The organism is Staphylococcus croceilyticus (assembly GCF_002902575.1).
In the GTDB taxonomy this organism is placed as follows: Bacteria; Bacillota; Bacilli; order Staphylococcales; family Staphylococcaceae; genus Staphylococcus; species Staphylococcus croceilyticus.
Map to the genome: position 1 here is coordinate 1 of NZ_PPRD01000044.1, position 17,632 is coordinate 17,632.

19 protein-coding genes are annotated in these 17,632 nt (G+C 33.3%); 6 read left to right on the forward strand and 13 right to left on the reverse strand.

What is annotated here, in order from left to right; all coding sequences use genetic code 11:
• The first annotated feature begins 68 nt into the window (after positions 1–68).
• Both CD128_RS06630 and CD128_RS06635 read left to right on the forward strand, forming a co-directional pair.
• A complete protein-coding gene (locus tag CD128_RS06630; protein ID WP_103329236.1) occupies positions 69–419 on the forward strand; it encodes a hypothetical protein in 351 nt (116 codons plus the stop codon).
• Positions 419–607, forward strand: a complete 189-nt coding sequence (locus CD128_RS06635; protein WP_103329237.1) for a hypothetical protein — start codon at positions 419–421, stop codon at positions 605–607. Before CD128_RS06630 ends, CD128_RS06635 begins: the two co-directional genes overlap by 1 nt.
• Positions 608–670: 63 nt before the next feature.
• Here CD128_RS06635 and CD128_RS06640 read toward each other — a convergent pair whose 3' ends face one another.
• Together CD128_RS06640 and CD128_RS06645 are read right to left on the reverse strand one after the other, a co-directional pair.
• Positions 671–862 (reverse strand): hypothetical protein, encoded by a 192-nt coding sequence (locus CD128_RS06640; RefSeq protein WP_103329238.1) that lies wholly within the window; start codon positions 860–862, stop codon positions 671–673.
• A gap of 6 nt (positions 863–868) precedes the next feature.
• Complete coding sequence (locus CD128_RS06645) at positions 869–1,513, reverse strand: HAD family hydrolase (protein WP_103329239.1); 645 nt, start codon at positions 1,511–1,513, stop codon at positions 869–871.
• Positions 1,514–1,843: 330 nt separating this feature from the next.
• Here CD128_RS06645 and CD128_RS06650 point away from each other — a divergent pair, with 330 nt between their 5' ends.
• The gene (locus tag CD128_RS06650) at positions 1,844–2,374 is read left to right on the forward strand and encodes a hypothetical protein (RefSeq protein WP_103298629.1); all 531 of its coding nucleotides are present in this window, start codon (positions 1,844–1,846) and stop codon (positions 2,372–2,374) included.
• Between the two features lie 623 nt (positions 2,375–2,997).
• Here the strand turns inward: CD128_RS06650 and CD128_RS06655 are convergent.
• A complete protein-coding gene (locus CD128_RS06655) occupies positions 2,998–4,599 on the reverse strand; it encodes an alpha-glucoside-specific PTS transporter subunit IIBC (protein WP_103329240.1) in 1,602 nt (533 codons plus the stop codon).
• Positions 4,600–4,796: 197 nt separating this feature from the next.
• Between CD128_RS06655 and CD128_RS06660 the strand changes: the two genes are divergently transcribed.
• Positions 4,797–5,558, forward strand: a complete 762-nt coding sequence (locus CD128_RS06660; protein WP_103329241.1) for a MurR/RpiR family transcriptional regulator — start codon at positions 4,797–4,799, stop codon at positions 5,556–5,558.
• A gap of 53 nt (positions 5,559–5,611) precedes the next feature.
• Here the strand turns inward: CD128_RS06660 and CD128_RS06665 are convergent, their stop codons facing one another.
• The 5 genes from CD128_RS06665 to hutG all read right to left on the reverse strand — a co-directional run bounded on the left by CD128_RS06665 (position 5,612) and on the right by hutG (position 11,509).
• On the reverse strand, positions 5,612–6,127 hold the full coding sequence (locus CD128_RS06665) for an SRPBCC family protein (RefSeq protein ID WP_103329242.1): 516 nt from the start codon (positions 6,125–6,127) through the stop codon (positions 5,612–5,614).
• Between the two features lie 140 nt (positions 6,128–6,267).
• Complete coding sequence (locus CD128_RS06670) at positions 6,268–7,563, reverse strand: Na+/H+ antiporter NhaC family protein (protein WP_103329243.1); 1,296 nt, start codon at positions 7,561–7,563, stop codon at positions 6,268–6,270.
• 230 nt (positions 7,564–7,793) lie between these two features.
• Positions 7,794–8,675, reverse strand: coding sequence for an SDR family oxidoreductase (locus CD128_RS06675; RefSeq protein ID WP_103329244.1), 882 nt, complete (start codon positions 8,673–8,675; stop codon positions 7,794–7,796).
• Positions 8,676–8,804: 129 nt separating this feature from the next.
• A complete protein-coding gene (locus tag CD128_RS06680; RefSeq protein ID WP_103329245.1) occupies positions 8,805–9,932 on the reverse strand; it encodes an amidohydrolase in 1,128 nt (375 codons plus the stop codon).
• A gap of 641 nt (positions 9,933–10,573) precedes the next feature.
• Complete coding sequence (hutG, locus tag CD128_RS06690) at positions 10,574–11,509, reverse strand: formimidoylglutamase (RefSeq protein ID WP_103329247.1); 936 nt, start codon at positions 11,507–11,509, stop codon at positions 10,574–10,576.
• 257 nt (positions 11,510–11,766) lie between these two features.
• On the opposite strand from hutG, the gene sdpC reads away from it, so the two are divergent.
• Complete coding sequence (gene sdpC, locus CD128_RS06695; protein WP_103329248.1) at positions 11,767–12,789, forward strand: peptidoglycan release complex CPBP-like subunit SdpC; 1,023 nt, start codon at positions 11,767–11,769, stop codon at positions 12,787–12,789.
• 471 nt (positions 12,790–13,260) lie between these two features.
• On the opposite strand, the gene CD128_RS06700 is transcribed toward sdpC, so the two are convergent.
• Positions 13,261–13,947 carry a ribose 5-phosphate isomerase A gene (locus CD128_RS06700; RefSeq protein ID WP_103329249.1) on the reverse strand — a complete coding sequence of 229 codons (687 nt, stop codon included), beginning with the start codon at positions 13,945–13,947 and terminating at the stop codon, positions 13,261–13,263.
• Positions 13,948–14,104: 157 nt separating this feature from the next.
• Between CD128_RS06700 and CD128_RS06705 the strand changes: the two genes are divergently transcribed.
• Complete coding sequence (locus tag CD128_RS06705) at positions 14,105–14,767, forward strand: MOSC domain-containing protein (RefSeq protein WP_103329250.1); 663 nt, start codon at positions 14,105–14,107, stop codon at positions 14,765–14,767.
• Between the two features lie 61 nt (positions 14,768–14,828).
• On the opposite strand, the gene CD128_RS06710 is transcribed toward CD128_RS06705, so the two are convergent.
• The 4 genes from CD128_RS06710 to CD128_RS06725 form a co-directional block, all read right to left on the reverse strand.
• The gene (locus tag CD128_RS06710) at positions 14,829–15,848 is read right to left on the reverse strand and encodes an aldose epimerase family protein (RefSeq protein ID WP_103329251.1); all 1,020 of its coding nucleotides are present in this window, start codon (positions 15,846–15,848) and stop codon (positions 14,829–14,831) included.
• 29 nt (positions 15,849–15,877) lie between these two features.
• Positions 15,878–16,204 (reverse strand): YnfA family protein, encoded by a 327-nt coding sequence (locus CD128_RS06715; RefSeq protein ID WP_103329252.1) that lies wholly within the window; start codon positions 16,202–16,204, stop codon positions 15,878–15,880.
• 207 nt (positions 16,205–16,411) lie between these two features.
• Positions 16,412–17,155, reverse strand: coding sequence for a hypothetical protein (locus CD128_RS06720; RefSeq protein ID WP_103329253.1), 744 nt, complete (start codon positions 17,153–17,155; stop codon positions 16,412–16,414).
• The gene (locus tag CD128_RS06725) at positions 17,139–17,345 is read right to left on the reverse strand and encodes a helix-turn-helix transcriptional regulator (protein WP_103329254.1); all 207 of its coding nucleotides are present in this window, start codon (positions 17,343–17,345) and stop codon (positions 17,139–17,141) included. The genes CD128_RS06720 and CD128_RS06725 overlap by 17 nt, the downstream gene beginning before the upstream one ends.
• Between the last annotated feature and the right edge of the window lie 287 nt (positions 17,346–17,632).

Below are 17,632 nucleotides of genomic sequence, written 5' to 3' on the forward strand. Positions count from 1 at the left end.
GATATATCGTTTTTGTAAAAATAGAATATGTTATACTCTTCATAGATTAATTAAGGGAGCATATTAAAATGCAAGCATTAGTAAAAAAGAGTGCTACATTAACCGTATTCTTTGGTATTATATTTTTCTTATTAAATTATTTTTCAGCTAAACATGATACGATAAGCCCTTTGCTTATTAGAACATTATTAGCAATGTTAACTTTTTTTGTACTATATATTATCGTTTTTTCAATTTTTAATTCTGATGCGCGCAAAATTAAGTTTGGAATAACGCTACCTATTTCAATAGTCATTTTCTTAATTATTGGGGCATTATTTTTCACTATTCAAATTGGTGTGATAATCGGATTAGTTGTAGATCTTATTGCTGGATTTATATGGGAAATCATTGAGAACAGAAATGGAGGTATGCGTTAATGTCGATAATGATAGGTATTGTCTTAATTATAGTGTTACTATTGCTTAGTTTAATTCCTAACTATAAAGCAATGAAACAAGCTCAATCTCAAGGAGTAAAAAGCACACGTTTTACTATAATGGTAGGTATTGATTTAATACTGATTGTACTATTAGTAGTCACTATTATTTTAAAATTAATTATTTAAAAGCTATATTAAAAGCCTTAACATCATTTCATATGTGTACGAAATGATGTTAAGGCTGATTTTTTAAATTCTACCTTGTAATAGTAGAAAATAACCTATTGCTGCTAATACTAAATAAATAATTGTACCTACTATAAATGAACGAAGCTGTATTTTAAATGGAATATGCTTACTAAATATAGGTCCTAGTACTAAATTACCAATGCCAATAATAACGGGTCCGGCTAAGAAGAATACGATAATTTGCCAAGACATATACCCTTACTCCTTATCCTTTTCAAAAAAGCGAGAAATAATTTCATCAAAGTTTAAATCTTTACCAACATATGGAATAGATGAAAAATCTTGTGCTTCAGTCATTTCATTTGTATTAATAATCACATCAAGGCCTGCATTTGTAGCTCCTGTGGCACCATTGGCTGAATCTTCGATAGCTAAACAATGTGCTGGTGAATAGTTAAGCTGTTGCACTGCAGTTAAATATAATTCTGGATCTGGTTTCACCGCTTCTACATCTTCACGACCAACAATTACATCAATATAATTATCTAATCCTAACTTTTGCACAGTAGGTAAAATATCTTTTTTATAACTGCTTGTCGCTATCGCCATAGGAATATGACGTTGCTTCAAATATGCCATTAACTTAGCGATGGTTTCTATCATTTCAAGTTCATGACTTGTTTGATTATGTTCATCGTAAATTTTTTGTTTATTATCCTGCCCTATTTGATTTTCAAGATAGTCATGCAACCCTTGGGCATGCCCACCAATATGACTGCGGTAAAATTCTAATGTCACAGGTTCAACTTTATGATGCGTTAAATGTTTATTAATGATTTCATATAAATGTTTTTCAGTATCAATAATAGTGCCATCGAAATCGAATACGACTGCTTTATACATATGATTGCTCCTTTAAACTTAACAATTATAGTTAAGTTTAACATATGCAATAAACCAGTTCATGCTTCATTTTTCGAAAATTAAAAGATAAAACTTATGTATAATTAAAATCTGAAAATTTAAATAAATATTGTGTAATTATACTTATAAGTTTAAATACGATTACGATTATATTACAGAAGAATTAAATTAAATTTCGTTCGAAAGTCCTAGTGATAATATTCAAAAAGAGTGATACAATCAGTGTGTATTAATGAACGGCGTACGATAATTTAAGTCTTTATAACTAAATGCGTTCTACATATAATCAATAAATTAGGAGGTCATTGCATGTTGTTAGATAAATTCGAAACTTACATTATCAACATTGTAGGTTTGAAATCTAGATCAACTCGAAAAAATTTAATCAAAGTTTGCAAAGACGTTAAGTTTTGCGACTCTTTTCAATACTCTATTATTAAACACAATAATATTCCAGCTTTAGAAGTAAGCTTGCCTAAACAACAGCTTCCCTACTTCATTAGCTTTTTAAGTTTTTATCAATTCTCAATTTACCAAATACTTTCACCTAAGCGTTTAAATACGCTATTAGATTCAGAGCAATCTTATCAATCTTCTAAACGATTCGATGTCGCTATTGATGGCCTCCAAGATGCATTTATTAAAGATAAAGTAATTGATATTATGACTTATTTCTCAAATCACTTTGATATTAAATATACATTAAACAATAACTGTGCAAGCGTATGCTGCCCACCTGAAGTTTTCACTAAGCTATTACAAACTATCGCTTGTCGCAATATTGATATTCTATCAGCTACGTATAAAACACATGTAATGCATAAAGCAAACATTTCTTAATGAAAGAAACACATTATAAAGCGTACATGATTATGACATAAAATAAGTAATTAAATTAAAAAGACAATTTCTATTAAATGATATAGAATTTGTCTTTTTTAATTTCAGATATAAACTTACAAATGAATAAATCATATTTTGGCGAGACTTTTATGATAATTATTATTGAACATAAATAGTTCTAAGATAGATAACGATATGTAGTTGCCAAGACTCATATGTTGACTATTAATGAACCTAAGTGCTAAAGCACTTAGGTAAGAAATTCTAAAGATGAACTACGAATGACGTTGTGTGACGCCTGAGGGAACAGTACAAGTTGAAGACCTTAGAAATTCCCACAAATTTATTTGTGAGGAATTTCTGGCTGAAACTGTACCCTAGGCAAGCACTGCAACAGAATGAGTAAATATTCATCTAAGAATTTCTTTAGAGACGCCCCCCTACTTAAGTGAGTGAACATCTATATTAGAACTACTTTACAAGACTATATCTCTCTAGTGAACGAGCCAACAATACATATTAATGCAAATAAAGAAGCCAGTAAATGAACTTATAAATTCATTTACTGGCTATTTTTCTAAGGGTTATATCTCAGACTTTTCTATTTATAGTACTTTGATTTACTTTTTATCATTTTCATTATAAACAAGATGTTCAAATGCTTCACGTACTTGAGGTACTGTCATACCCACTACAACTTGTACATTTTTACCGCTTTTGACTAAGCCATGTGCCATTTGATCATGTGTAAAGTAGCCACTATCTTCTACTTTAGATTCATCATTTACGGTTAAACGTAGACGTGTTGTACAGTTAGTCACATCTTTAATGTTTTCTTTTCCACCTAAACCTTCTAAATAGTAATGTGCTTTCGCTTCATATTCATTGCTTGGAGTGAAACCTGAATTATCAGTATTTCCTTCACCTTTTTTCTCTTTGTAATCTTTTTTAGAAAATAGTTTCACTTCTTCTTCAGCACGACGACCTGGTAATGGAATGTCAAATTTTAAGATTAAGAATCTAAATACGAAGAAGTAAATTGCTGAGAAGATTAAACCAATAACAACTTGTGCGACATAAGTCATCCAGTGATTTTGACCTAACGGAATCCAGTTAGTAGCGATGAAATCTAGTAAACCGCCACCCATGTTACCTACAACACCAAAGCCATACATGATTGTATCCATTGTTGCTGCCAATAAAGCATGGATAACAAATAAATATGGTGCGATGAATAAAAACGTAAATTCTAAAGGTTCAGTGATACCTACTACGACTGCAGTTAAAGTTGCAGGAACTAATAATGCTGCCACTTTTTTACGATTCTCTTTAGGTGTTGTTGAGTACATTGCTAAAGCAATACCTATAGCACCGAATACTTTCCCGTTACCTTGTAACATAAATCCGTAATGGAATTGATCTTTTAATGGTTTGCTACTTTCAGCAAATTGATTTAAGTGTCTGAACCATTCTGCTTTTAAGCCATCTTTAGCCACGACTGGTCCAACCTCAATTGGCGCATAAATAAAGTGATGTAATCCTGTTGGAATTAATACACGTTCTAAGAAGTGATATAACCATACGCCGATATAACCTGATGCAATGATAAAGTGTTGCATTGATTCAATACCACTTTGAATTGTTGGCCATACAACACAAGTAATTGCAGCAATTGGTAACATTACAAAGAATGAAATCGTTACTACAAACGTTAAACCTTGGAATACGCCTAACATTTCAGGTAATTTTTTGCTGTAATATCTATTATGTATCCAAGTCACAATTGCTGAAATAATAATACCGCCTAAGATATTTGTATCCAATGTTGGAATACCAGCAATTGCTTTTAATCCAGTTACATTTTCAACACCTTTTTCTAAGTTAGCGCCAAATGTATGTGGCCATTGAGTTAAAATCGCGTTAATAAATGTATTGAACATTAAGTATCCCATTAATGCTGCTAACGCCGCATGTCCGGGCGCTTTTTTAGCTAGTGATAATGGTAAACCAACTACGAAGACGATTTCCATGTGATTGAAGATAACCCAACCACCTGATTCAATCACTGACCAGAATTTGAACCAAAATGTATGTTGATCAGCTAACCCACCCATAATGGTTGGGTTTTTAAAGAGTGTTGCAAATCCTAATACAATCCCAAAAAATGCAAACATTAATACGGGAACTATCATTGCGCTCCCAAAACGTTTAATAGCATTCATATTTTTCCCCCCATATCTTTCTTATCTATGTTGTTTAACTATAAATATATAAAGCGTTTTCTTAATAACTTAGTTTTATATTATAGTAAACGCTTTCATATACACAACGTCGTTGACTGATTTTGAAATATTTTTGTATAATCAGTTTAAGTTTTCTATGAGTGAAAATATTTTCAGAAAGAATTAGAGGTGTAATTGTGCTATTAGATGAAAGAGTAAATGCCAATTTCGACAAACTAAATGATAACGACCTCCAAATTGCACATTTCGTTAATACCAATATCAATAAATGTAAAACTTTAAAAATCCACGAACTTTCTCAATATACGCATGCATCTAATGCTACGATACATCGCTTTACGCGTAAACTCGGCTTCGATGGCTATAGTGATTTTAAATCATACTTGAAATTTGAAAGCGAATCATTGAGTCAATTACCCACAGATTCCATAGATGCTTTCAAACAAGAAATTGAAACAACCTTTAATTATTTAGACCGTGTTGATTATAATTTGTTAACAGATAAAATTAATCATTCCTCTACGGTTTATTTGTATGGCACAGGACGTGCTCAGAGGAATGTAGCTGAAGAAGCACAACGAATTTTATTAACGATGCATAAAAATATAATCGTGTTACACGATGAGCATGAAATAAAAATGGTACTTAACCATTCAGTAGATGAAGATTTGTTCTTTATCATTTCTTTATCTGGTGAAACGGCTCAGCTTAGTGACGTGACGAATTTACTTCAACTTCGTCAAAAGTACTTTATTTCTGTGACTACTATGAAAGACAATACGCTTGCACAACATGCCAATTACAATGTTTATGTCGCAAGTAATACATTCTATTTATACGACGGGACAGATTATTCTAGTTTCATTAATTACCATATTTTCTTTGAAACATTATTACGTAAATATAATGAACGCAAAGAGAAAGGTGAACTAGCGTAACCCTGCCCTTAAAAAAATAAGCGTCGAATAGCTATCTATTCGGCGCTTATTAATTATAATAATCCATTATCTTCAACGTACTGATGTAGAACTTCATGCATTTTATCAAACATTAATTCTAGACCATGTACAGTTGCATCATGATATTCTTTTTTCTTATGTTTATATTCTAACGCTGTCAAGCGACGCTCTTTTTCAACTAAAGATTGATAAAAGAAGAACATTTGTGTTCCACCAGACTCACGCTCTTCAAATTCTACTTCAATCACATCTTCATTATCGCTTAACTCAGGCATACCAATAGTCATTTTAATATATTCATCTGAGACTAATTCCTCATATTTACCTTGAATTACATTTTGTTTGCCATTACGAGCATCTACAATACGATACTGGCCGCCTTCATGAATGTCTGCATCAAATACTTTATTTGTACGTTGCGTTGTCATAAACCATTGTTTTAATAAATTAACGTCTGTCCATGCTTGATACACTAATTCTGGCGAATATTTTAATAAGCGTTCAATATGAATTTCAACATGTTCATTTTCCACGTTATACTTTGCCACTTGCTTCACCTACTTTCACTCTTACTCTTATTTTAACGCATTTATAAATAGTACCAAACTTTCAACTATTGAAATGTGTAAATTATTTGTTTTTCATTTTCGAAAATAAAAAAATAAACTAACTCATCAAAATAATTACATTAAGCTTTAGGTTTAACTCTTGGATAGCGCACAATAATAGCAACGACACCACATACGCCTAACATAATTGAATAAATACAATAAGGCATCACACTAAATGGTGATACACTTGCTACTGTAGCAGCGGCAATGACTTGAGGACTGTAAGGTAAGAACCCTTGGAAACAGCCTGCAAAGATATCAAGTAAGCTAGCCGATTTACGAGGATCAACATCATATTCATCAGCAATATTTTTTGCTAAAGGACCAGCCATAATGATTGAAATCGTATTATTTGCTGTCGCAATATCCGCTGCGCTTACTAAGCCGGCGATACCAAACTCAGCGCCACGTTTAGACTTAACTTTCGATCTTACGAAATTAAGTAACCAATCAACGCCCCCATTATGTTGAATAATACCAACTAAGCCGCCAATAAGTAAAGCAATAATCGCAATGTCTTCCATACTCATAAGACCTTCAGACACTGCTTTTAATAAACCTTGCCAGCCAAAAGAACCATCTATAAGACCAATCAAACCTGATAATAATGTACCACCAATTAATACAATGATAACATTAACACCGACAAGTGCTAAGATTAAGACTAACACATAAGGAATGACTTTCACTAAATTGTAGTCGTAGCTTTTTGAGTGATCAATAGTTATACCATTGGTTAAGAAGAAAAGCACTATAATAGTTAATATTGCACCAGGTAATACAATCCAAAAATTCACTTTAAACTTATCACTCATTTTAGTTTTTTGCGTACGGACTGCCGCAATTGTTGTATCTGATATCATTGATAAGTTATCGCCGAACATCGCGCCACCTACAACGGTACCCATCGCTAACGCAGCAGAAATATCAGTCGCTTGCGCAAAGCCGAAACCAACAGGAGCGATAGCTGCTACTGTACCAACAGAAGTCCCCATTGAGATAGAAACAAACATACATATGATAAATAGTCCTACAATAATCAAATTTTGAGGGATAAGGGATAAACCTAAATTAACTGTAGACGTTACGCCACCCATTTTTTCAGTGGTCGTTGAAAAGGCACCAGCAAGAATAAATATAAATACCATTAAAATGATATTAGAATGGCCTGCCCCTTTTGTGAAAATCTCAACTTTGTCTACAAACTTTTCTTTTCTATTCATTAATAAAGCAACAATAACTGTAATCGTTATTGCCACATTAAGTGGCATACTTGTAAAATCACCTGTAATAGTACCTACACCTAAGAATAAAGCTATAAATAATACTAAAGGAAGTAATGCCCAGGCATTGCCTTTCTTCCTATCTTCCATATTTGACCTACTTTCTATAATCTGACATCAATTTAACTTTAAAATTACAAGAATACTAAATTTACGTCAACCTATTTTCATGAAAATTACATAGATTAGCCTTAAATAATGGCGTTAAGTATGTATCAGCTCGTTGAAATGCGAATTTCCCACCAAGTAGCTTTGCACGTTCTCTTCAATTAAAAAAGCGAGAGCATTAACAACTCTCGCATTGACTTCAAATATATGAATTAATCGATTTGAATACCGCCTGTTACACCAAATACTTGTCCAGTGGTATAACTTGACTCTTCAGAAGCAAGCAATACATAGGTACCAGATAACTCAACTGGTTGACCCGCTCTACCTAATGGTGTCTCTTGACCAAATTTAGGAATAGCTGATTGTGGTTGACCGCCACTAATTTGAAGTGGTGACCAGAATGGTCCTGGTGCAACGCAATTTACACGAATTCCTTTTTCACCTAATTCTTCAGAGAAACTTTTTGTTAAAGAAATGATTGCAGCTTTAGATGCCGCATAGTCATGAATAATTGGACTAGGGTTATAACCTTGAACAGATGACGTTGTTGTAATTGAAGCGCCTGGTTGTAAATAATCTAAAGCTTTTTGTACTGTCCAGAAGACTGGATAAACATTCGTTTCAAATGTTTCTTTAAAAGATTCTGTATCGAAACCTTTTAAGTCATCGTGATATTGTTGATGACCTGCTACTAAAGTCACATTATCTAATCCGCCTAGTTCATCATGCGCTTTCTCTACTAAATCATAGTTAAATTGTTCATCACGTACATCACCTGGAATAAGCACCGCTTTACGGCCTGCTTTCTCAATCACTGCCTTAACTTCCTGCGCATCTTGTTCTTCACTCGGAAGATAGTTGATTGCCACATCAGCGCCCTCTTTCGCATAAGCAATCGCAGCTGCACGTCCAATTGCCGAATCGCCTCCAGTCACTAACATTTTATAATCTTGTAAACGTCCGTGACCTACATATGATTCCTCACCACAATCTGGTTGCGGCGTTAATTTAGATTGTAAACCTGGTACAGGTTGTTCTTGCTTCTCATAATCTGACGTTTTAAATTTCGTTCTTGGATCTTGTGCACCCATGTTAAATCATCTCCTATAGAATAATCACTCACTATCTACCCAACTTCATAGCCCTTTTAATCATTCTTTTTGAAAATGCAGAACCAAACAGCGCTCGAAAATGACATATTCTATACCAACAAACACCTTTTATGCGTACTCATCAAGTAATTGATGAACCAACGTAATAAAGTACTCAGGCACCTTTTCCAAAATACGTTCATCAGGATCATACTTAGGATGATGCAAGTCGTACGCACTATTAGAACCAATAAACGCAAAAACACCAGGATGATTAGCCAACAATCCTGAAAAATCTTCACCAATAGTATAGGGTTCATCTAATTCAATAACGTTATAACCGACCTTCTTAGCCGCTTCAATCGCCTGTTCAGTTAATTTCTCATCATTAATTACAGCTTGTGGCAAATGCGTATAAATTAACTCAATCTCTACATTAAAAAGCTGTTCAAGTCCTTTCGAAATATCAGTCATACGTTGTTTAATTCTTTCTTGAATTTCTGGTTTAAATGAACGCACAGTACCTTGAACATAAGCATTATCAGCAATGACATTCCACGTATTACCCGAAGATACTTCGCCAATCGTAACCACTGCGCTATCGAAGGCAGACAAATTACGACTCACTATCGTTTGTAAGCTAGTGATAAGTTGACCTAACACCATAACTGGATCATTGCCTTGTTCTGGTTTAGCAGCATGCGCACCTTTTCCACGAATTTTAAATTCAAATCGATCTACGGCTGACGTTATAGGACCAGACTTTATCGCAAATTCCCCTACATTTAAAGTTGGATAATTATGGAAACCTACAATAGCTTTGACATCATCTAGTACATCAGTTTCCGCCATAGCTAGCGCACCAGTGCCTACTTCCTCAGCAGGTTGGAATAAGAACTTTACTCGCCCTTTTAAATCAGGTTCTTGTGCTTTTAATTGTGTCGCTACTGCTAAAATGCTTGCCATATGAATGTCATGTCCACAAGCGTGCATAACCCCCTCATTAGAAGATGCAAAATCATGGCTTACTTGTTCTTTGATTGGTAACGCATCTATATCTGTACGCACTGCAATACAGGGTTCACCTTCACCTACTTCTGCGACAAACCCTGTTTCAAGCGGAATATCGATAATTTTAATATCGTATTCTTTTAATATTTCTTTTAAGCGCTTCGTTGTTTCATGTTCGTTATTAGACACTTCCGGATATTGATGAAATAAACGACGCCATTGAACGTAATCTTTATATTCTATCATACCGTGCTTCACCTCTTTTTCTTTATCGTATCACAATTGTCAAACTTTTCTTTCAATTATTATTTATCCCAATCTTACATTAAATAAGCCACCCTTTCATAAAAGAGCGACTGAAATTAAATATAATAAATTGTTTTGTTATGAGAGTTATTAAAAGCAATAAATTAATGAGCGTAAAAACATTTGTGTAAGTAGTTCTAAGATGAATAGCGAATGCCATTGCGAAACTCTTGGCGTTTTTTATTTTTATATTGAACACAAGTGCACTTGTGTAAGGCGTTCTAAGATAGATAACGAAACGTAGTTGAGTGACGCCTAAGGGATTTAGAGTTATTGATGAACGCAAGTGTTCAAACACTTACGTAAGTAGTTCTAAGGTAGATTACGAAGTGTAGTTGTGAAGACTCCTAGGGGAGCAGTGCTAGTCGAAGACTACAGGCTGAGACGGCACCCCTGGAAAGCGCAACAACTTAAACAAGTGAATATCTACCTAAGAACTGCTTTACAAGATCGTGGCTCGACCCAGCCCCCTAGGCAAGCGACACAACTTAAACAAGTGAATATCTATCTAAGAACTACTTTTCAAAACCAAGTATTGCAACAAAATAAGTAACATTCACTTAAGAATTTCAAATAATTCACTACACAAGGAAGTGATGAATTAAATTAGCAGCTAATCTTGACGTACGATTATCCACATCATAATCAGGATTAGTTTCTGCAATACTAATAGAAGAAACTTTCTCACTTAAAATTACACGTTTTCCTATATCAAATACTGAATGTGGATATAAACCTAAGACACTCGGTGAACTCACACCTGGCGCAAAAGCACTATCAACCACATCCATACAGATCGTAAACATAATCGTATCATGGTCATGTATAAATCGTTCAATTTTGTCTTTAATCGTCGGGGAAACTTGATGCAATAATTCATCTGCATACACGTATATTATGCCTTTTTCATCTGCATAATCATATAACGCTCGTGTATTACCACCTTGCGCTAATCCAAGCACTAAGTAATCTGCACGTTCATCTTTATCTAATATTTGTCTAAACATCGTTCCTGAAGTTGGTGCTTCATCTGGACGTGTATCAAAGTGTGCATCAATATTAATAATACCGATAGAGGCATCAGGATAAATTTCTCTTGTAGCTAAATATTGCGCATAGGCAATATCATGTCCACCACCAATTAAAAAGGTTTGATTATGATTTTTAATCACTTGAGCTGATAATTTAGCCATCTCTTGTTGCGTTTCACTAAGTTCGCCATCTTTATATTCGACATTTCCGTAATCAATTACCGCTTCACATTCACTCAAATCAGGCAATTTAGCAAATTCTCGTTTTATTGCATCTGGTCCTTTTTTCGCACCTACTCGACCTTTATTTAATTCTATGCCTTTATCAACGGCATAGCCTAATAAACCTACACCCGATTTATCTTCGTTCATATCCATTTTTTCTAAATTAGCAACTTTTACTGTTTGAAAATGTCTAAATTGCTTTGGATCAGTTTCACTATCAATTCTGCCTGTCCATAGTTTTGGATTACCTAGTGTATACATTGAGTTGCCCCCTAAAAAATAAATATTATATTTAAATCATACATTATTTAATTCAATTATGTCATTATAGCTTTATATTTGTTTGATACCCAATTCCAAACATTTTAAGACATTAAAAATTGTTTTCAATAAGATAAAAATAATTCAAGACTATTACATTTTAATGATATTTAAAATGGACAATTTATTTATACCCAAGTAATATGTATAATGTTAAAGAAAGAGTTTATACGGTTACCCTAATGGAGGTTACATAAATGAAGACGAATCGTATTTCAGGATTTCAATGGGCGTTAACAATCTTCGTATTTTTCGTTGTAACAATGGCGCTATCCATTATCCTACGAGATTTTCAAGCTACAATCGGTATTAAACGTTTTGTTTTTGATATTAGAAATTTAGCACCTGCTATAGCTGCAGTAATTTGTATCCTGGCTTTTAAAAATAAACCTGTACAACTTGCTGGTTTGAAATTATCAGTTAATATCAGAGTAGTGGAACGTATGTTACTTGCATTAATTTTACCTTTAATTATTTTCATTATTGGTATGTTCAGTTTTAATGCATTTGCGGACAGTTTCATCTTACTTCAAGCTTCTGATTTATCAGTTTCAGTATTTACTATTTTAATTGGACATATCGTTATGGCGTTCTTCGCTGAGTTTGGTTTCCGTTCTTATATTCAAAATATTACGGAAACTAAAGTAAATACATTTTTCGCTTCTATTATCGTTGGTTTAATGTATTCTGTATGGACGGCGAATACGACGTATGGTACTGAATACGCTGCATACCATTTCCTTTACACGTTTATGTTCTCAATGATTGTTGGTGAACTTATTCGTGCTACACGAGGCCGTACAATTTATATTGCGGTGATTTTCCATGCAGCGATGACATTTGCGCAAGTGTTCTTATTTAGTGAAGAGCTTGGCGATGTCTTCTCAATGAAAGTAATTGCTTTAAGTACAACCATCGTTGCGATTGTCTTTTACTTATTAAGTTTAATTGTTCACTTCATTTTCTATAGAAACACGAACCAATCTTTAGATGAAGTTGAACCAAATAATTACTTAGATCATATGAATGACGATGACAATTTTGCTTCTGAAAAGGAAGGCTCAGTTACGCGTCATGAAAAAGATAATCATTTATCTGATACTGATAGTACTTCAAGCGTTAAAGAGAATTTAAAAGAAAGTGCTTCTTACGAGAATGATAGACATTCATCAGTAGTAGATAGTGCTAAAGATAAAATCGACAGCACTAAAAATAAGTAAATAGTTCGTTAAAAAAGCCACTTCATTATTCGCTATGAAGTGGCTTTATTAGTTATGTAGGTTTTACTCGTTTTAGTTGTTTCGCTTTCCAGTGGCAAAGGCTCAAGCCTGTAGTCTTGTAAGGACGTTCTTAGATAGATACTCACTCACTTAAGTTGCTAAGCTTTCCAGGGGTGCCGTCTCAGCCTGTAGTCTTCGACTGGCACTGCTTCCCTAGGAGTCTACGCAACTACGTTTCGTTATCTATCTTAGAACGCCTTACACAAGTGCATTTGCACTTGTGTTCAATATGAAAAAAAGCCAGGAGTCTTCACAACTACACTTCGTAATCTATCTAAAAACTATTTTAATAAATATAAAAAATATACATCATCAATAATTCTAATTCCTTTATGAGCTATTATTAGTTTTAGAATTTATTTATACAATTGTCACGGTGGATATATATTGTTCATTTCTATTTTTCATGTGTTATTTATTTATGATTTGTACGCCTTGTTGTGTACCTACAATGACTTGGTCTGTGACGTCTAAGAAATAGCCTGTTTCTAAGACACCTGTTAGATGAATGAGGAATTCGTGGAATTCGTAAGGGTCTATTTTTTCATTTAATTGACAATCGATAATATAATTGCCGTTGTCTGTAATAAATGGAACATCACCATTCATGCGACGTTCAGTTTGAATCTTACCGTAAGATTCAATTTTTTTAGTAGTATGTAACCAATTAAATTTATCTACTTCGACAGGTAACTTAAAGTTTTGACCTAAGTAGTCTACCATTTTCCCTTCATCGACTAAGACAACAAAGCGTTCGGCCATTTCATCGATGACTTTTTCTCTAAATAGCGCACCTCCGCCACCTTTTACTAAGTTAAGCTGCGGGTCTACTTCGTCTGCGCCATCAATCGCTAAATCTACATGCGAAACATCGTTAATATCTACAATATTCATATTCAATTGTTTGGCAAGATATTCACTTTTATTAGATGTACAGACACCTGTGATATTGAGTTGTTCATCTTTTATACGTTCTGCAATTTTAGGAATAAGTAATTCAATAGTGCTGCCTGTACCAATACCTAAAATCATATTATCTGCAATTTGAGCAACAGCATCATCAACTGTCATACGTTTAAGCTCTTGTGAATCTTTCATGTTTACTGAGACCCCTTTACATGTTTACTTACTCACTATTTTACATGACATACTAAAAAATATATAGCACTTGTAGATATTTATTAATGATTATCGCTTATCTTTTCAAAAGAATTATAGTAAACTTTTGCTTAAAACAGTATGAGGAGGGACATCAATGATTTCTATCTATGCAATTTCTACTGGAAAGATTGAAGACTTAGATTATGGACAAAAGCGTCAAATGCTTTCTGCTTTGAATAAAGCCCCATTTTCAGGAAAAATGTGGTTATCTACTTTAGGATTTGTAGAAGATGAACAAGCGTATAAAGACCATGGTGGGCCTCATAAAGCAGTGTGTAGCTTTAGTAAAGCAAATTATGCCATGTATAAAAAAGATCTCACGCACTTACCCGAGTATGCGATGTTTGGCGAAAATCTTACAATAGAAGATTTAGATGAGTCTGATGTGTATTTCGGCAATCAGTACCGTTTGGGTGAAGCGACAATCGAAGTATCAGAAATTCGTGAACCTTGTTGGAAAGTTCAAACGAAATATGGCATACCAGATTTAGTCAAACGAATGTCATCATCTGGAAAGACGGGGTTCTACTTTAGAGTCATTCAAGAAGGCTTTGTGAAGGAAGACGACAATTTAGAACTCGTTCAATTGGCTGATACTGATACGCGATTGTCTGTCCAAGAACTCAAAGATATCTATTATAATGATCGTAAAAATTTAGAACGTTTAAACTATGCACTTCAAAACCCATATTTATCGCCACAGCGAATTGAAAAGTTAGAAAAAATGCGTAGTGTTGCGGTTAAAGGACGTAAATAAAAAACTCTGATTAGTTAAATAGAAATGAATTTCTCATTCTTAACTAGTCAGAGTTTTTGTCTTATTGTTCTTTCTTTTCAGCAATATGGTAAATCGTTTTTGAATAGAATTTCTCATTTGCTTTTAAGATTGATTTCGCTTGCGCTCTATCAATATTAATGTCATTCGGTAAAAATTGTGTTTCTAAAGCGACACCTGAATGTGCTTTATAAATATTGAAATCACTCTTCCAATCTGACGTATGATTAAACGTAAAAACAACCACATTAGGCATTGTTGTTTCAACATCTAGCGCAAATTCATTATTTTCAATAAGAAGTTGTTGATTGCCAATTTCAAAAGGATGGTCTAACCCATTATGAGCTTGAACCTGTTCAGCAATTAATGAATTGTCAGAAGAAAAAATATCTTTAAAGTAAATACTATCACTCTTAAAAATATCTATTAAATCAATTGTTTGAGTATTTGAAATTAAATGAGTGTCATCGATTGGGTACATATTCAATTTACTACTTGTAAGTTTGTGATTATCTATGACATTGTTATCTCTATTCAAGTTAAAGTACACATGATTGGTTGGATTGAATAAGGTATCTTCATTAGATTGACCTTCGTATTCAATCGTCCATCTATGTTCCATATCGTACGTATGTATAACTTTAATCGTCATATCCCCTGGATAACCATCTTCTTTCGATTGTAATTGAGTAGTAAAAATAATCTTAACATTCGTGATATTATCTTTAATTTCATAATCGAATAAACGTTTATCGAGACCATTGCTGCCTCCATGAAGATGATGTGGTCCATTATTTGCTTCAAGCTGATACGTTTGATTATTTAATGTAAATGATGCATTACCTATACGCCCTGCATATCGTCCGATTGTAGCTCCAAAGTTATAAGGGTTCTGAGGGTAGAATTCATCCGCCTCAACTCTATTGCCCAATATGATATTATTATCATGATATTTCCATGACACAATACGTGCACCATAATTCGTAAATACAATATTTGTTTCTTCGTTGTCAATTTTAATTAAGTCAATACCGTGATTTTGATTCTCTACTTCAACTTTCATTACTTACGTCTCCCTCTTAACACGCTTAATCAGGCTCTGCTCGGTAAGATCATCACAAGTACACCTATGATGCAAATTAATGCGCCAATTAAATCGTATTTATCTGGCGCTTGTTTATCAATAACATATGCCCATACTATGCTCATGACAATAAAGACGCCGCCATAAGCTGCATAAACACGCCCGAAAGTTGGAAATGACTGAAATGTAGCGACGATACCATACATGATGAGTATGACACCTCCTATAAATCCTAACCAACCTGATTGTCCTTCCCTTAACCACAACCAAATTAGATAGCCACCACCAATTTCACAGAAACCTGCTAATAAAAAGATAAAGATGGAATAAAGCATTTCTATATCCTCCGATACAATGAACTTTGTTAGTTGTATTGTATCAACTCGTAACGCTCTTTATCTAATTAATTTTAAGCACTGACTTTTTCACATACATATTGTTACACTTTTCTTATTAATATTCCATACATTTTATATAAATTAAAAAATGAAAACGCTATCTATAAAATATTTTTTGTAGATAGCGTTTTCTTATTATATTTATTAACGAAATTGTTTGTTAAGACGATAGAATTGAATAGCTAATATTATTCCTGAAATCACTAAAAATAACATTGTAATAATAGATCCAATAGGCCAGTGATGCATAAATAATTCCACTACACAATCAATTATCACAATAATAGTTAGAGCAATAACTATCCAAATATAGTTTGATGCATAAGTATTAATAATCGTTTGTTTTTGCTGTTCATCAGCAAATCGATAATTAGGAATAAGTCTTAAAATTCCTTTAGGATTAGCTTCTCTTTCTTCAATGCTAGGTACATATTGCTCAGTTATTTGAATTCGCTTATCATTATCTAACATAAAATTAATGAAATAAATTGGAAAAAGAATAAAAAGAAATGGATTTATCTCCCATTCAATATGTCCTTTATAAATCAGTGGTACGATAAAATTAGTAATAAGTATAATAAAAATGACCCACATTAACCAAAACCAGAAACGTTTAAATTTAGATTGGCGATTCAGTTTTCTTTTATCTTCATGCGTTTTAACATAGATAAACAAGTCGTCCGCAGTTTCTTTATGAATAGTTAGCCTACACATAATTACGATTAGAATTAATAGACTTCCAATCAGTAATGGAGATAAAAATGATCTTTCAACATCGCTCATTGCTTCAAAGTACATTATCGCACCTAAAAAATTTAAACTAATAATGCCATGTTTAGCTTTAATGAGTTGATATTTTTCGCTTATCCTTTCATCCGTCTCTGTCATCTTCTCCCTCCCAGAATAAATCGTCTAATGTTACGCCCAATGTCTTCGCAATATTAATACATAACTTCAATGAAGGATTATATTTATTGTTCTCTATCATATTAATCGTTTGACGTGAGACGCCAACTGAACGTGCAAGTTCTAACTGGGATATTTTACTTACACCTCGATATTTTTTAACGTTATTCACTTTCCCTCACTTCTTTCAAGCTCCCATTTATTTAAAGCATAACGACTCACCTTAACTATTGTCAAATATATGTGACGTTATCCTTTTGATTTTAATTCATTTTATTTCTTTAATACTTCAATTATAATTGCTATAATACTATACATTTAACATAGCACTCTAGTCTTATATCTTGATGGAGTGCATTTTTATATTTTTCATTTGACGAATTGTAATATTAAGTGCAACACTAATAAAATTCCATAAAAAAGGCCCATGATTGGCACTTTATTGTAAGATGTTAATAA

Bases quoted from the DNA above. Each gene is read 5' to 3' on its own strand.
- CD128_RS06680 (WP_103329245.1), bottom strand. From the start codon at position 9,932: ATGATAGAATATAAAGATTACGTTCAATGGCGTCGTTTATTTCATCAA.
- CD128_RS06700 (WP_103329249.1), bottom strand. From the start codon at position 13,947: ATGAAAGATTCACAAGAGCTTAAACGTATGACAGTTGATGATGCTGTT.
- CD128_RS06715 (WP_103329252.1), bottom strand. From the start codon at position 16,204: ATGCTTTATTCCATCTTTATCTTTTTATTAGCAGGTTTCTGTGAAATT.
- CD128_RS06720 (WP_103329253.1), bottom strand. From the start codon at position 17,155: ATGACAGAGACGGATGAAAGGATAAGCGAAAAATATCAACTCATTAAA.
- CD128_RS06675 (WP_103329244.1), bottom strand. From the start codon at position 8,675: ATGGGTGCACAAGATCCAAGAACGAAATTTAAAACGTCAGATTATGAG.
- CD128_RS06705 (WP_103329250.1), top strand. From the start codon at position 14,105: ATGATTTCTATCTATGCAATTTCTACTGGAAAGATTGAAGACTTAGAT.
- CD128_RS06640 (WP_103329238.1), bottom strand. From the start codon at position 862: ATGTCTTGGCAAATTATCGTATTCTTCTTAGCCGGACCCGTTATTATT.
- sdpC (WP_103329248.1), top strand. From the start codon at position 11,767: ATGAAGACGAATCGTATTTCAGGATTTCAATGGGCGTTAACAATCTTC.
- CD128_RS06655 (WP_103329240.1), bottom strand. From the start codon at position 4,599: ATGAATGCTATTAAACGTTTTGGGAGCGCAATGATAGTTCCCGTATTA.
- hutG (WP_103329247.1), bottom strand. From the start codon at position 11,509: ATGTATACACTAGGTAATCCAAAACTATGGACAGGCAGAATTGATAGT.
- CD128_RS06645 (WP_103329239.1), bottom strand. From the start codon at position 1,513: ATGTATAAAGCAGTCGTATTCGATTTCGATGGCACTATTATTGATACT.
- CD128_RS06630 (WP_103329236.1), top strand. From the start codon at position 69: ATGCAAGCATTAGTAAAAAAGAGTGCTACATTAACCGTATTCTTTGGT.
- CD128_RS06670 (WP_103329243.1), bottom strand. From the start codon at position 7,563: ATGGAAGATAGGAAGAAAGGCAATGCCTGGGCATTACTTCCTTTAGTA.
- CD128_RS06635 (WP_103329237.1), top strand. From the start codon at position 419: ATGTCGATAATGATAGGTATTGTCTTAATTATAGTGTTACTATTGCTT.
- CD128_RS06650 (WP_103298629.1), top strand. From the start codon at position 1,844: ATGTTGTTAGATAAATTCGAAACTTACATTATCAACATTGTAGGTTTG.
- CD128_RS06710 (WP_103329251.1), bottom strand. From the start codon at position 15,848: ATGAAAGTTGAAGTAGAGAATCAAAATCACGGTATTGACTTAATTAAA.